The 14,363-nt window shown below is 62.9% G+C and carries 16 protein-coding genes and 1 pseudogene; 7 read left to right on the plus strand and 10 right to left on the minus strand.

Features of this window, described 5'->3' with window-relative positions:
- Positions 1–17: 17 nt before the first annotated feature.
- Together gloB and JT360_RS00495 are read left to right on the plus strand one after the other, a co-directional pair.
- Positions 18–785 (plus strand): hydroxyacylglutathione hydrolase, encoded by a 768-nt coding sequence (gloB, locus tag JT360_RS00490; protein WP_214469535.1) that lies wholly within the window; start codon positions 18–20, stop codon positions 783–785.
- A gap of 21 nt (positions 786–806) precedes the next feature.
- On the plus strand, positions 807–1,247 hold the full coding sequence (locus JT360_RS00495; RefSeq protein WP_214469536.1) for a cupin domain-containing protein: 441 nt from the start codon (positions 807–809) through the stop codon (positions 1,245–1,247).
- Here the strand turns inward: JT360_RS00495 and JT360_RS00500 are convergent.
- The 3 genes from JT360_RS00500 to JT360_RS00510 are packed head-to-tail and all read right to left on the minus strand — an operon-like array spanning position 1,222 to position 3,631.
- On the minus strand, positions 1,222–1,896 hold the full coding sequence (locus tag JT360_RS00500) for a lysoplasmalogenase (RefSeq protein WP_214469537.1): 675 nt from the start codon (positions 1,894–1,896) through the stop codon (positions 1,222–1,224). The genes JT360_RS00495 and JT360_RS00500 overlap by 26 nt on opposite strands.
- Positions 1,893–2,807: an aromatic amino acid exporter YddG gene (gene yddG, locus JT360_RS00505; RefSeq protein ID WP_214469538.1), complete on the minus strand. Its 915-nt coding sequence runs from the start codon at positions 2,805–2,807 to the stop codon at positions 1,893–1,895. The genes JT360_RS00500 and yddG overlap by 4 nt, the downstream gene beginning before the upstream one ends.
- A gap of 35 nt (positions 2,808–2,842) precedes the next feature.
- Positions 2,843–3,631, minus strand: a complete 789-nt coding sequence (locus JT360_RS00510) for a DUF3108 domain-containing protein (protein ID WP_214469539.1) — start codon at positions 3,629–3,631, stop codon at positions 2,843–2,845.
- 259 nt (positions 3,632–3,890) lie between these two features.
- Between JT360_RS00510 and rpmB the strand changes: the two genes are divergently transcribed.
- From rpmB to JT360_RS00525, 3 genes are all read left to right on the plus strand, one after another.
- Entirely contained in the window at positions 3,891–4,187 is a 297-nt protein-coding gene (rpmB, locus tag JT360_RS00515) for a 50S ribosomal protein L28 (protein WP_010911765.1), read from the plus strand.
- A 158-nt stretch (positions 4,188–4,345) separates the two neighbouring features.
- The gene (locus tag JT360_RS00520) at positions 4,346–5,026 is read left to right on the plus strand and encodes a queuosine precursor transporter (RefSeq protein WP_214469540.1); all 681 of its coding nucleotides are present in this window, start codon (positions 4,346–4,348) and stop codon (positions 5,024–5,026) included.
- A 53-nt stretch (positions 5,027–5,079) separates the two neighbouring features.
- Positions 5,080–5,760 (plus strand): spermidine synthase, encoded by a 681-nt coding sequence (locus tag JT360_RS00525; protein ID WP_214469541.1) that lies wholly within the window; start codon positions 5,080–5,082, stop codon positions 5,758–5,760.
- A 28-nt stretch (positions 5,761–5,788) separates the two neighbouring features.
- Here the strand turns inward: JT360_RS00525 and JT360_RS00530 are convergent, their stop codons facing one another.
- The 6 genes and pseudogenes from JT360_RS00530 to JT360_RS00550 form a co-directional block, all read right to left on the minus strand.
- Positions 5,789–6,274, minus strand: coding sequence for an SRPBCC family protein (locus JT360_RS00530; RefSeq protein WP_214469542.1), 486 nt, complete (start codon positions 6,272–6,274; stop codon positions 5,789–5,791).
- A complete protein-coding gene (locus JT360_RS00535; RefSeq protein WP_214469543.1) occupies positions 6,271–6,639 on the minus strand; it encodes an ArsR/SmtB family transcription factor in 369 nt (122 codons plus the stop codon). Before JT360_RS00535 ends, JT360_RS00530 begins: the two co-directional genes overlap by 4 nt.
- Before the next feature lie 269 nt (positions 6,640–6,908).
- A pseudogene (locus JT360_RS33435) lies at positions 6,909–7,108 on the minus strand (esterase-like activity of phytase family protein); the annotation flags it as partial.
- Positions 7,105–9,003, minus strand: a complete 1,899-nt coding sequence (gene cobT, locus JT360_RS00540; protein WP_214469544.1) for a cobaltochelatase subunit CobT — start codon at positions 9,001–9,003, stop codon at positions 7,105–7,107. The pseudogene JT360_RS33435 and the gene cobT, both read right to left, overlap by 4 nt.
- 11 nt (positions 9,004–9,014) lie before the next feature.
- Positions 9,015–10,001 (minus strand): cobaltochelatase subunit CobS, encoded by a 987-nt coding sequence (gene cobS, locus JT360_RS00545; protein WP_214469545.1) that lies wholly within the window; start codon positions 9,999–10,001, stop codon positions 9,015–9,017.
- A 123-nt stretch (positions 10,002–10,124) separates the two neighbouring features.
- A complete protein-coding gene (locus JT360_RS00550) occupies positions 10,125–10,745 on the minus strand; it encodes a J domain-containing protein (protein WP_010911776.1) in 621 nt (206 codons plus the stop codon).
- A 168-nt stretch (positions 10,746–10,913) separates the two neighbouring features.
- Here JT360_RS00550 and JT360_RS00555 point away from each other — a divergent pair, with 168 nt between their 5' ends.
- Entirely contained in the window at positions 10,914–11,216 is a 303-nt protein-coding gene (locus JT360_RS00555) for a BolA family protein (protein WP_214469546.1), read from the plus strand.
- 51 nt (positions 11,217–11,267) lie between these two features.
- Here JT360_RS00555 and JT360_RS00560 read toward each other — a convergent pair whose 3' ends face one another.
- The gene (locus JT360_RS00560; protein ID WP_214469547.1) at positions 11,268–12,089 is read right to left on the minus strand and encodes an alpha/beta hydrolase; all 822 of its coding nucleotides are present in this window, start codon (positions 12,087–12,089) and stop codon (positions 11,268–11,270) included.
- A 307-nt stretch (positions 12,090–12,396) separates the two neighbouring features.
- Between JT360_RS00560 and JT360_RS00565 the strand changes: the two genes are divergently transcribed.
- A complete protein-coding gene (locus JT360_RS00565) occupies positions 12,397–14,346 on the plus strand; it encodes a PrkA family serine protein kinase (RefSeq protein ID WP_214469548.1) in 1,950 nt (649 codons plus the stop codon).
- Positions 14,347–14,363 lie beyond the last annotated feature (17 nt).

The raw sequence follows: 14,363 nt of genomic DNA on the forward strand, positions 1-14,363 counted from the left end.
ACAAATGGAGAGATGCGATGGCGGTCGAAATCGAACAGTTCATGTGTCGCACCGACAATTTCGGCGTGCTGGTGCATGATCCCGAAAGCGGGCAGACCGCGATCATCGACGCGCCCGAGGAAGCGCCGATCCTGGCCGCGCTCAAACGCACCGGCTGGACGCCGTCCATGATCCTGACCACGCATCACCATGCCGACCACGTCGAGGCCAATCTGGCGCTGAAGGAGCGCTTCAAGCTGCGCATCGTCGGTCCGGAGGCGGAAAAGGCCAAGATCCCCGGCATCGACGAAACCGTCGAAGAGGGCTCCGTCCTTCATCTCGGCAATGAACGGATCGAGGTGATCGCCACCCCAGGCCACACCGCCGGCCATGTCTCCTATCACCTGCCGGCATCGAAGGTGGCATTCACCGCCGATACGCTGTTTGCGCTCGGTTGCGGGCGACTGTTCGAATGCAAGCCGCCGGTGATGTACGGCTCGCTGAAAAAGCTTGCCGCACTCCCTGCCGCGACGGTTATCTATTGCGGCCACGAATACACGCTCGCCAACGCCCGCTTCGCGCTGACCGTCGACCCGACCAATTCGGCTTTGAAGGAGCGCGCCGCCAGGATCGAGGCGCTGCGGGCCGATAACAAGCCGACGCTGCCGACGACGATCGGCGAGGAACTGTCGACCAATCCTTTCCTGCGCTGGCACGATCCCACGATTCGCAAGCATCTCGGAATGGAAAACGCTGGCGACGCCGAAGTCTTCGCCGAGATCCGCAAGCGCAAGGACAATTTCTGAGGCCATGTTAGTCTTCGACTGATGACCAGTTCCGCAGAAATCATCGCAACGCTCGGGCTGAAGCCGCATCCGGAAGGTGGCTGGTACGCTGAGACCTTTCGCGACGAAGCCGGCGGTGTGCGCGGCCATTCGACGGCGATCTATTTCCTGCTGGAACAGCACCAGGTTTCGGCCTGGCACCGGGTCAAGGACGCCGCCGAGGTCTGGCACTTCTATGCCGGCGCCCCGCTGGCATTGTCGATGTGGGGAGAAGGTAGTGCCGTTGTCGAGCAGGTGCTCGGCATCGAACTCGCGGCGGGCGAACGGCCGCAGATCGTCGTGCCGGCAGGCTGGTGGCAATCGGCGCGCAGCCTGGGCAAATGGACGCTGGTCGGCTGCACCGTCGCGCCGGGTTTTGATTTCGCCGAGTTCGAATTGGCCGAGCCGGGCTGGAATCCTACCCCAGCAGGAACCCCAGCGTAATCGCGAGCTGGGCAGCGTAGTACAAAACCCAGACGGCGAAACGCATCCAGACGCGATGCGGCGAGATGGCGGCGACCAGGAATTTCTCCGTGGCGAGCAGTCCGTCCGATGCCATGAACAGCACGGCGCCGCCGATCACCCAGACGCTGCTTGTCGTCAGCGCCGACATGCCCATCGCCAGGATCGCGACGACGTAGATGGCGATCGGGATACGCAGGCCAGGGCCGACGCGACGCCAGAGCGCCGCCACCATGACGATCGCGAACACCGCCATGGCGAGTGCTATCGCGCCGCGCCACGATTCGGCGCCAAGCACTTCCAGCCCGCCGCCGCTGCGCAGGAAAAGAACGATGTAGGCGATGTGGGCGACGAGAAAGCTCGCCAGCCCGCCGAGGAACGCCTTCTCGCCGTCACGTGACAGGAAGGCGTCGCCGATGGCGCTGAGCGCAAGGGCCGCGACCAGCAGCAGCGGCCCGCCTTGCACTGCCGCCAGAACGGCAAGCATCGCTACGGCAAGTGTCTTTGCCGCAGAGCGGGCAAGCGTCGGCGCCATGCCAAGCGTGAAAGCGTAGATCACCGCCGCCACCAGTGAGAAGATCAGCGTTGCATTGGCGTTGGCATCGATACCGCCGGCAAACGGCATCGTCATGCCCCGGCTCCGCTTTCGGATGCCCCGGCTCCGCTCTCGGCCTTGCCCGGCTTGCGCAGGAACAGCGACTTCGCTGCAAGTGCCGCCCCGCCGGTGATGAGCACGCAGGCGGCGAGGATGCGCAGCGACGGTTCGGCGACGCCGGCCGCGATCAGCACCAGCGTCGACAGAAGCGGCGCCGCATAGCTTGCGGCACCCAGCACCTGGATGTTGCCTCGCTTGACGCCGATATCCCAGGCATAGAAGGCCGCCCCGACCGGCATCAGGCCGAGACCGAGCACAGCCAGCCACTGGCCGGCTCCATCAGGCAGCACCGTTTGTTCCAGCGCTAGGTGGCAGACGAGCGACAGCACAGCGGTCGCCGCGCAGAACCAGGTGACGATGCTGGTCGGCACCGAAGGAAACCGTCGCGACAGAAGCGAATAGGACGACCACAGCACGGCGCAGACGGCGGCCATCGCATAACCGAAGGCATAACGCGCATCGAAGGCCAGCCCACCGCCCTTGGTGACGATGAGCACGGTGCCGGCCAGGCCGAGCAGCGCGCCGACGACATGGTTCCACGCCAGCCGCTCACCCGGCATCAGCGCCGAACCGAGCACGATCAGCAGCGGCCAGAGATAGGCGATCAGGCTCGCCTCGACCGCCGGAGCGTTGCGCAAAGCGGTGAAATAGAAAAAGTGATAGCCGGACAGGCCGGCAATGCCGATCAGCCAGACCTGCGGCGGTATCTTTTGGCTCTTGTCGGCGGCCGGCATGAACAGCCGCGCGACAAGTCCGACGCCGGTGCCGATCGAGAAGGTGATCGCCGACAAAAGGAACGGCGGCACCTTGCCGGATGCATCGGTGAGCAGCGCCAGAAGCGCCCACATGGCGACCGCCGTAAAGCCGATCAGTGTTGCGCGCGCCATTCCGTCTCCAGTGGCGCGCCCAGTGGCCGCCTGGCCTATTGCACTGCTTCGAAACGCCGGGCGCTGATGGTCAAGGTGCCGATCTGCGTTCCAACCGTGGCGTGGATCGGCGCATATACCCCGGTTTGGCCGAGCGGCGCAAATGTCACCATCATGCGGCTTTTGTTCCTGAGATAATCGAGCGCCTTGCGGCCCTTGCGATAGCCCGCCACCGGCTCGAAACCCATGCGGCAGGTGACGGTGTCACCCTTGTAGCCCGGCACCGAGATCGTTCCCTTCGAGGCGTAGGTCAGCGTCAGGTCGGCGCGCATCTCGCCATCATAGAACTTGACCTTGCGGCCGCAGACCTGGTCGAGACTGTCGGCATGGATGACGGTCGCGGCCATCGGATCGAGCACCGATGCCAGGTCGCCGGTGCCGATCGGAACCCAGGCCTTGGGATCGCGTTTGCCGGGCGCCGGGATGACCTGCGTCGACGTCACGTTGCCATTGGCAAAGCGAATGTCGATCGAAGACGCCTTCTTGCCAGAGGTGTAGTCGGCGCGAAACGCCTGCGGCACCATCTTCTGGCCCGAAATCGTGCCTTTGGACGAGATCGTGCCCCGCGTGTCGTCGAACAGTTTGGCGAGACCCGCCGCGGAGACGCTGCCGTTGATCGCGTAGGCGCCGTTCTCATAGTGGCTGGAGAACGTCGATCTCGCGATCGAAAGGCCAAGGAACGACACCGTGTACTCGCCCTTGAACGACTGCGGCGAGGCAGCGGACGCGGCGGACGGCAAGGCGACGGCAAGCGCGGCAACAAGCGCGTGAGACGAACGAGGCATGGCGGGATCGGATCCTTGATTTTCGGCCGGAGGCGGGCAACTCCGGTCTGGCATGTCCCTATCAGACCGCTTATAGGATGAATTCCGGCCTTAATATGAAATGCCGGGCGCTTCCATGGGGAAGCCGGAGCTTGACGCCCCGGTGAAATGCAACTATGGAACGCCAACTTTTTCCATAAGGCCGCCTGACCAGAACCGCGCGCCACCCGGCGCGGGCACAAAGGTTTGGCAGGTCCCGACAGAACCGAAGGTTAGAACCATGTCCCGCACCTGCGAACTCACTGCCAAGGCAGTCCAGACCGGCAACAATGTGAGCCACGCCAACAACAAGACCAAGCGTCGTTTCCTGCCGAACCTCGTCAACGTGACGCTGATCTCGGAAGCGCTGAACCAGAATGTGCGCCTGCGCATTTCGGCCAATGCTCTGCGTTCGGTCGAACATCGCGGCGGTCTCGATGCTTTCCTGGCCAAGGCCGACGTCAAGGAGCTGTCGCAGCGCGCGCGTCTGTTGAAGAAGCAGATCGCCAAGAAGCTCGCCGAGCAGGTCGCTGCGTAACATCAGATAAAGGCGGGGGACGACCGCCCTGGCCAACCTCTTGTTGGCCTTGGGCATCGGATAGATCCGCAAGGTTCGACAATCCGGTGCTCAATCACGAAGCGAGCATTGTCCGATTGGTATGATGCTCCGCTGGTTCCATTACCCAGGATAAAAAAATGACTTCCTTCTCGCGATATTTGCCCTTCGTGGCCGCCATGGCGATTGTCGTCGTGGCGTCGAACATTCTCGTGCAGTTCCCGATGCAGGGCCAGGTCGGCGGCGTGTCGCTGGCTGACCTGCTCACCTGGGGCGCTTTCACCTATCCCTTTTCATTCCTGGTCACCGACCTCGCCAACCGCCGCTACGGGCCTGCCGTGGCGCGCCGGATCGTCTTTGTCGGCTTCATGACGGCGGTGGTCTGCTCGATCCTCGTGCCGCCCTTCCTGTTCCGCCATGGCCTGATCGAATTCGAAACCGCGGCCGACCGGCTGGTGCGCATCGCGGCAGCTTCCGGCGCGGCGTTCCTGTCCGCGCAATTGCTCGATGTGACCGTGTTCAACCGGCTGCGCCGGCAGAGCTGGTGGCGGGCGCCGATCGTCGGCACGCTGGTCGGGTCGGTGTTCGACACGATGGTCTTCTTCACCGTGGCGTTTTCGGCCGCTTTCGCCTTTGCCGGCCCGAACGACAGCTTCGCGCTCGAAACGGCACCGCTGATGGGGATCTTCCATCTCGACGCCATGCGCTGGGTGTCCTGGGCACTTGGGGACCTCAGCGTCAAGCTGATCATTGCCGTGGTCGCGCTCATCCCTTATCGGCTGCTCGCTGTCCGCTGGAGCCAGCCGGCCATCGCGGTCTAGACCATGATCCCAAAAAGTGGGTTTTTGGAAAAGATCATGGTCGGACAAACACCATGATCCCCTGGGTCCAGCTCGATTCGGCAAGGACTCCGGACGGTGGCCAAGAACTTCGCCTCAAACGACGCGGCAGCGAGTTCTCGATCATGCTCGGCACCAACGAGCTGATGAACAGCCGCCTCAGCGGCTCCGAGGAAGCGCTGGCGAAACTGTCCTGCCAGAAGATTGCCAGCCATCGGCAGCCGAGGATCCTGATCGGCGGGCTTGGCATGGGTTTTACACTGCGCGCGGCGCTCGCCGAGCTGGGTAACGATGCCGAAATCGTTGTCGCCGAGTTGGTGCCGGCGGTCGTCACCTGGGCGCGCGGCCCGATGTCCGAGCTGTTTGCCGGTTGTCTCGACGATCCCCGCGTCGCCATCGAGGAAACCGACGTCGGGCATCTGATCCGGTCCGGGCCCACGGCCTGGGACGCCATACTGCTCGATGTCGATAACGGCCCCGAAGGCATCGTCCACGAGAGCAATGACGCCCTCTACAGCCTGGCAGGTCTCGTCGCCGCGCGCACCGCCCTCAAGCCGGGCGGCGTGCTTGCGGTGTGGTCTCAAGGGTCGGACAGCGGCTTCACACGGCGGCTGAAACAGGCCGGCTTTGCCCTTGAGGAGGTCAACACGCGCGCCAATGGCAAGCGCGGCGCGCGTCATGTCATCTGGATAGCCACCAACGGCTCACGGTCCTGACCGAAACCGCGGGCTGGCGGTGTCAGGCTTACTTTGACTTCTGAAGTTCCGCGCCAAGGGCCTCCAGCAGGCCACGCGTTCCCTCTTCCCGCCCCTGGGCGGAATCGACACCGTCAAAAAAAGCGCCTTGCTCGGTATAGGTCAGTCTTGTGCCATCGCCCGAGGGTGTCAGTTCAACCGTCGTAAGCGATGCCGACATCGGCTGCGGCCCGACTGCCATCCGGTAGGAAAACACGATGCGCTGATCCGGGACGATGTCCTGGAATTGTGCGTCAAGCCTGACCTCCGGGCCGCCGCCATAGCTGAAGCGGGACACCTCGCCACCGCCGACGCGGAAATCGAAACTGAATTCGGCGATAGCAAAACCGTCGCCTTCGATCCGCCAGCGCCGCACCGTCGCCTTGTCGGCGAAGGCGTGAAAAACGCGTTCTGGCGATTGCGGATAGGTCCGCTCGATCGTGAAGGTGGAGTGGATGACGGAATGTTCGTCTTTCTCGGGGGCACTCTGGTTCATTGCGGTTCGTCCTTTTCCTGGTTCTGATTTTTCGGAGGCGGTTGGTCGGTCTCGGCCAGGATCTGGCCAAGACGGTCGAGGTGGCGTTCCGCCGGTATGCGGCGCTCCGCAATCCAGTCGGCGAGCGGGGCGAGCCCGGCCGGTTCGATCCGGCAGGTACGCACCCGCCCGATCTTTTCGCTGCGGATCAGCCCGCAGGCCTCCAGCGCCTGCAGATGCTGCAGCACGGCGGCAAAGGTCATGCCGAACGGCTCCGCCAATTGGCTGACGGTGGCCGGTCCGCGGCTCAACCTTTCCAGGATTTGTCGGCGGGTCGGCTCGACAAGAGCGCGGAGGATGCTATCGATCTCGGAATGGTTAAGCATGGACTTGAGTATTCAGCGACGCGCGTCAATTGTCAAGTCGGGACTAAAGTATTTTGGCAGGTGAGTGATGAACAGTCGACCCCCACTCTGTCGAGCTTCGCTCGCCACCTCTCCCGATCGACGGGGTAGAGGAAAGGCGCGAACTTATGCCGCCTAGCTCCCTTCCTCTCCCTCCGGAGGGGGGAGAGGTGGCGCTGCGAAGCAGCGACGGAGTGGGGGAAGGCGTCCGACCAAATCGGACCCGCCCCCAATCGAACCTGCTCCCAATCGAAGGCCGACAGCGCACCGAAATCGCGTGATGACGAGGTCATTTCCAGCCCGCTGATGAATTCGAGCGGACCGAACTGATTGCCGGTTCGGCCAATATGGAATTCGGTGATCGGGCGGGCCGAGACTTCGATCAAAGTCGGGCGAGCAGGGCGATGGCGGCGAAGAGCGTCTGCAGAAACCCGCCCTTCGAAGAGATCATCCGGCGCGCCGCATGCCGCCGCGCCGCGTGTCGCGTGCGCTTTCCTCGGCAAACAGCGAAGCCAGTTGCTCGGTCATGGCGCCGGCCAGTTCCTCGGCATCGACGATGGTGACGGCGCGCCTGTAATAGCGCGTGACGTCATGGCCGATGCCGATGGCCAGCAGCTCCACCGGCGAGCGCGTTTCGATCAATTCGATGACGGCGCGCAGATGGCGCTCGAGATAATTGCCCGGATTGACCGAAAGCGTCGAATCATCGACCGGCGCGCCGTCCGAAATCATCATCAGGATCTTGCGCTGTTCGGGCCGGGCGATCAGCCTGTTGTGCGCCCACAACAACGCCTCGCCGTCGATATTTTCCTTGAGCAGCCCTTCGCGCATCATCAGGCCGAGATTGCGCCGTGCCCGCCGCCACGGATGGTCGGCGGATTTGTAGATGATGTGGCGCAGATCGTTGAGGCGGCCGGGGTTCGGCGGTTTGCCGTCCTTCAGCCACTTCTCGCGCGCCTGCCCGCCTTTCCACGCCCGCGTCGTGAAGCCGAGGATCTCGACCGAAACGCCGCAACGCTCCAGCGTGCGCGCCAATATGTCGGCGCAGGTGGCCGCGACCGTGATCGGCCGGCCGCGCATCGAGCCCGAATTGTCGAGCACCAGCGTCACCACCGTGTCACGGAATTTGGTGTCGCGTTCCTGCTTGAAGGACAGCGGCTGCATTGGATCGATGACGACGCGCACCAGCCGCGCCGGGTCGAGATAGCCCTCTTCCAGGTCGAAATCCCAGGAGCGGTTCTGCTGCGCCATCAGCCGACGCTGCAGCCGGTTGGCGAGCCGCCCGACGACGCCGGAGAGATTGGCAAGCTGCTTGTCGAGGAAGGCCCGCAGCCGGTCGAGCTCTTCCTCTTCGCAAAGCTCCTCGGCACCGACCGTCTCGTCGAAAGCGGTGGTGAAGACCTTGTAGTCGATTTCCTTCGGCAGATTGGTGAAGGGATTGTCGTTGCGGCGCGCCTCGCCGGGCGTCTCGGCATCGGCATCGTCGTCGTCGGACAGGTCGTCGGCGGTGGCGTCGGAGGCTTCCGTCTCGGACGACTGCTCGTCATCGGCCGAAGCCTCGGCATCCTCGGACTGTGACTGCTCAGAGCCGGAATCCTCTTCGCCGCCCTCCTCGCTCTGCTCCTCGCCTTGCGGCTGATTGTCGTCATTGTCCTCGGAGTCTTCCGTCTCCTGGTCGTCGCCGAGTTCCTCGGCCATTTCCATGGAGGCGAGCATCTCGCGCACGACGCGGGCGAAGGCCTGCTGGTCGTCGACCTTGGCCGAAAGCCCGTCGAGATCGGCCTTGGCCTTTTCCTCGACCCAAGGGCGCCAGAGCTCGACCAGCCGCTCGCCGCTCTTGGGGATCGACCGGCCGGTCAGCTTCTCGCGCACCATCAGCGCCAGCGCTTCCTCGATCGGCGCGTCGGCCTTGTCCTTGACGTCGACGAGATTTGCCTTGGCGTATTTGTCTTCCAGCATCGAGCCGATATTGTCGGCGACGCCTTGCATGGCGCGGCTGCCGATCGCCTCGACGCGGGCCTGCTCGACCGCGTCATAAATAGCGCGGGCTGCTTTGCCTTCCGGCGCCAGCCTGGTGTGGATGCGCTGATCGTGGCAGGCGCGCTTCAGCGCCATGGAATCGCCGAGGCCGCGGGTGATCGCAATGTCGGTCTTCGACGCCTTCTTCGGCAGCTCGGGCAAGCGCGCGCGGCTGCCGGCGAGCGCCGGTCGGTCCTTGGCGAAACCGACTTCCATTTCCTTGTCGCCGGCAATGGCGCGCATGCAGACGGTGACGGCGCGTTTGAAGCTGTCGGCTTCAGACCCCGTCTTCGACTTGCTGCGCGTATTGTCGCCCGGACCCGCCATCGAGGCTCTGCTTAGCCCAGCACCACGTTGGCGGCGCTTTCCGGCAAATCCTCGCCGAAGGCGCGCTGGTAGAATTCGGCCACCAATGAGCGCTCGAGTTCGTCGCACTTGTTGAGGAAGGTCAACCGGAACGCCATGCCGATATTGCCGAAAATCTCGGCATTTTCGGCCCAGGTGATGACCGTACGCGGGCTCATCACGGTCGACAGATCGCCATTGATGAAGGCCGAGCGCGTCATGTCGGCGACGCGGACCATCTTGTTGACGATGTCCTTGCCCCGGTTGTCGCGATAGTGCTTGGCCTTGGCCAGCACGATGTTCACTTCATTGTCGTGCGGCAGGTAGTTCAGCGTGGTGACGATCGACCAGCGGTCCATCTGCGCCTGGTTGATCTGCTGCGTGCCGTGATAGAGGCCGGTGGTGTCACCGAGGCCCACCGTGTTGGCGGTCGAGAACAGCCGGAAGGCCGGATGCGGACGGATGACCCGGCTCTGGTCGAGCAGCGTCAGACGACCCGACGATTCCAGCACGCGCTGGATGACGAACATCACGTCTGGACGGCCGGCATCATATTCGTCGAAGCATAGCGCGACATTGTGCTGGTAGGCCCAGGGCAGGATGCCGTCGCGGAATTCGGTGATCTGCAGTCCGTCCTTGACGACGATGGCATCCTTGCCGACGAGATCGATACGGCTGACATGGCTGTCGAGATTGACGCGCACGCAAGGCCAGTTGAGGCGGGCGGCGACCTGTTCGATATGGGTCGACTTGCCGGTACCATGATAGCCCGACACCATGACGCGGCGGTTGTAGGCAAAGCCGGCCAGGATCGCCAGCGTCGTCGCCTTGTCGAAGAGATAATCCGGATCGATATCGGGCACATGTTCGCTGGTGACCGAATAGGCCGGCACCACCATCTTGGAGTCGAAGCCGAATTTCTCCCTCACCGACACCGTCGTGTCGGGCAGGTTGGCGATGTCGCGATCGACCTTGTTCATATCTCTCAACGTCTCCACGGGCGAAACGTCCCGTTTCGCCGGCAATCGATTTTGTTCGGGGGCGGTCTTAAAGCCTTTTCCAACCTTATGAAAGTTGGAAAACGACACAAACCATAGGGTCGCTCAGCACAGGCCCGCCTGTTTGAGCACGCGATAGGCCTGCAGCACATCGCGGAACCGGTCTTCCGAACCCCTGTCGCCGCCATTCGCATCCGGATGGTGACGCTTCACCAGTTCCTTATAGCGCGCCTTGATATCCTTGCCAGTCGCCTTTGTATCAAGGCCAAGCGTTTCCAGCGCCTTGGCCTCAAGCGGCTTGGCCTTGCGCTCGCGCGCCTCGCGCGGGTCCTTCGGCCCCTTGAACAGGTCGAACGGGTCGCGCATGCGGTTGTAGTAGCCGGCACGGCCGGAACGCATCTGCGCCATATCGGGCGACGAGCGGGTCGAGGCGCCATTGACACCCATCTTCCAGGTCGGCCGGTGGCCGGTCATCGCCTCCTTCTGGAAGCGCGCGACCTCGGTGTCCGGCACGCCGGAGAAATAGTTGAAGCCCTTGTTGTACTCGCGCACGTGGTCGAAGCAGAAGCGGAAATACTCGCCCTCCTTCATGCGCCCGACCGGCGCGCGATGGGTGCCCGGCTCCTTGCAGCCGTCCCACTGGCAGATCGGCGAGTGCGACTTCAGCTCCGCATCCTTCTCCGGGCGGATGCGAATCTTCTCGAAATATTTGGGGTACGGCTTCATCTAACCCATTTATGGGGCGTTCGCAGATGCGAAACAAGAATTGACATTTTCGCGATCATCGCCCTAACCGCTGAATCGCGGCATAAAGCAGGCGAATGGCGGATTTTGTCGCGCAGCAGCGGCCCCCAGGGCTGATGCGCCAGCCATATGTGGTGAACGGAGACGGCAATGTCCATACAGACGACCATGGAAGACAAGCTCAACAAGGCATTTTCGCCCGAGCGGCTGATCATCATCAACGAAAGCCATCTCCATGCCGGCCATCATCATCACGGCTCCGACCATCACGGCGCCTTCGACGGCAGCGGCGAGACGCATTTTCGCGTCCGCATCGTTGCTCCCGCCTTTGCCGGCATGAGCCGGATCGAGCGCCACCGCGCCGTCAACGACCTGCTCGCCGATGAGCTGCAGGCCGGCGTGCACGCCCTGGCTATCGAACCGGCGGCGCCCGGCGAAGAGACCCGCTGGTAGGTCCGCCCGCGCCTTCAGTGCCGCCGACCGCTATACCCCGATAAGAGGAGATCAGCCGACGGTCGATTTCAGGAACGCCAGCACGGCGGCCGTCAGCGCATCACCATCCCTGCCGAAACCATCCCTGCCGAAATCGCGATTGATCGACATGTGCGTATATGCGCTGCCGTCGAACAGCGTAACCTTGGTGCCCGTGGCGCGCAGGCGCTCGGCAAAGGCCTTGGAGGCCTCGCCGCGGCCGGCCGCCTGCGAATAGGCGATGAAGGTCGGCGGATGCTCGCGGCCGTCGACATAGCTCGCCGGCGACAGAGCGGCCCATTGCGATGGATCGGAAAACGCCCGGGCATAGGCCCGCACCATGCCGCCATTTTTGGCAAGCGCCGCGAGATCATAGGCCCTGGTGTCGTCGAGGATGAGCGCTGCCACGCCAGGCAGTCCACCGCGCATGCCGGTCAGAGCGATAAGATGGCAACCGGCCGAATGGCCCATGCCGACAATGCGGTTGGGATCGCCGCCATGCCGGGCGATGTTGGCCCTGACATAGGCATAGGCCTTTTCGACGTCGGCGGCCTGGGTGGCGACATCGGCCTGCGGCAGCATGCGGTAGTCGATGGAGGCGAAGCAGAAGCCGTTGGAGAGCAGGAAGGCCGGTTTGGCGTTCACCTGGCTGCGATTACCAAGCCGCCAGGCGCCGCCATGGACAAAAAAGACCACAGGCAGGCCGCTTGCACCATCGGGCGCGTAGATGTCGAGCTTGGCCGGTCCGTAGTCGAAGGTCCTTGGCACGGGCTGGGGCTGGCACCAGGCCGCCGGGACCCGCAGTGGCAGCATCGCCGCCATGGACGCTAGGATGAGGCTTCTCCGATCGATCATCAAGGTCTCCCGACCGATTTGCGGCAAGGGTGCACCCGAGCACGCCGGCCGTCCAGTCAAGGATTTGCAACAGGCCGGCCTGCCTGCATTGAAATGCGGGGCAACCGGCCCCACCTGAAGATTGAGATGCCCTGCTTGCGCCGACGGACCTGATCCGCCCAAGCGTTTTCCCCCCAGGGGGATGGCCTTGGACCCTCGGTGATCGCGGCTGCGCCTCCCTTCATGTGAAGGGAACAAACAGTGCTTCTCGGCAGTTGAATAGGTAATGAGCCGTCCGGCAGCCAAAACGGCTCTGAGGGCAAGCATCATGCGAGAGAATCAATCCGACATCTTCGATCTGTTTTCGGAGATTTACGCGAACGCGGCCCAGGAAGAGATCAGTCTCCAGCAATATCTCCTGGCCTGTAGCGAGGACAAGTCGATGTACGCCTCGGCACCCGAGCGGATGGTCGAGGCAATCGGCGAGCCGAACCTGGTCGACACCAGCAAGGATGAACGGCTCGGCCGCATTTTCTCGAACCGCACCGTCAAGGTCTATCCATCCTTTTCCGACTTCTACGGGATGGAGGATACGATCGAGCGCATCGCCGGATATTTCCGCTATGCCTCGCAAGGGCTGGAGGAGCGCAAGCAGATCCTCTACCTTCTCGGCCCTGTCGGCGGCGGCAAATCGTCCCTGGCCGAACGGCTGAAAAGGCTGATGGAGGAGCGCCCAATCTACACGCTGAAGGTCGGCAGCCAGATCAGTCCGATTTTCGAATCGCCGCTTGGTCTCTTCCATCCCGACCGCATGGGCGATCTGCTGGAGGATAAATACGGGATAGCCCGGCGCCGCCTCAACGGACTTATCTCGCCTTGGGCGGCCAAGCGGCTCGACGAACTGTCTGGCGACATTTCCAAGTTCAGCGTGGTCAAGCTGATGCCGTCGCGGCTGCGCCAGATCGGCATTGCCAAGACGGAGCCTGGCGACGAGAACAACCAGGACGTCTCGGCCCTGGTCGGCAAGGTCGACATCAGGCAATTGGAACATTACAGCCAGTCCGATCCGGACGCCTATTCCTACAGCGGCGGCCTGAACCGGACCACGCAAGGCCTGCTCGAATTCGTCGAGATGTTCAAGGCGCCCATCAAGGTCCTGCATCCGCTGCTCACCGCGACCCAGGAAGGCAGCTACAATGGCACCGAGAATTTCGGCGCTTTCCCCTATCAAGGCATCATCATTGCCCATTCCAACGAATCGGAATGGCAGCAGTTCAAGAACAACAAGAACAACGAGGCGTTTCTCGACCGCATTCTCGTGGTCAAGGTGCCGTATTGCCTGCGGATCACTGAGGAAAGGCATATTTACGAGAAACTGCTGCGCGAGAGCGAACTGGCCGGCAGCCCCTGCGCACCTGAAGTGCTGGACATTCTCAGCCGGTTCACCGTCTCGACCCGTCTTGCCGAGCACGACAATTCGCCCCTCTACACCAAGATGCGCGCCTATGACGGCGAAACCCTCAAGGAGGTCGACCCGAGGGCCAAATCTGTCCAGGAATATCGCGACGCCGCCGGCGTCGACGAGGGCATGACCGGCGTAAGCACGCGCTTCGCCTTCAAAATCCTGTCGCAGACGTTCAACTACGACACCACCGAGGTCGCGGCGGACCCGGTGCACCTGATGTACATTCTGGAGGAGGCGATCAAGCGCGAGCAGTTCCCGAAGGAAACGGAAGCTGCCTATCTCGAATACATCAAGTCGGAACTCGCGACCCGCTATGCCGAGTTCATCGGCCACGAGATCCAGAAGGCCTATCTGGAATCATACAGCGAATACGGCCAGAACCTTTTCGACCGCTACATCGCCTATGCCGACGCCTGGATCGAGGATCAGGACTACAAGGACCCGGATACGGGCCAAATCCTCAACCGCGAGGTGCTGGACAAGGAACTGTCGCAGGTCGAAAAGCCGGCCGGCATCGCCAATCCCAAGGACTTCCGCAATGAAGTGGTCAAATTCACGCTGCGCGCCCGGGCGCGCAACCATGGCCGCAATCCGTCATGGACCAGCTACGAAAAACTGCGTGAAGTGATCGAGAAGCGAATGTTCGGGCAGGTCGAAGACCTTCTGCCCGTGATCAGTTTCGGCTCCAAACAGGACAGCGTCACGGAAAGGCGCCACAATGAATTCGTGCAGCGCATGGTGGAACGCGGCTACACCGAGCGGCAGGTGCGCCGGCTTGTCGACTGGTACATGCGTGTGAACAAGGCGGGTTGAGGCAAGCCCGGATGCTT

Source organism: Mesorhizobium sp. dw_380 (assembly GCF_018588885.1).
Lineage (GTDB): Bacteria > Pseudomonadota > Alphaproteobacteria > Rhizobiales > Rhizobiaceae > Mesorhizobium.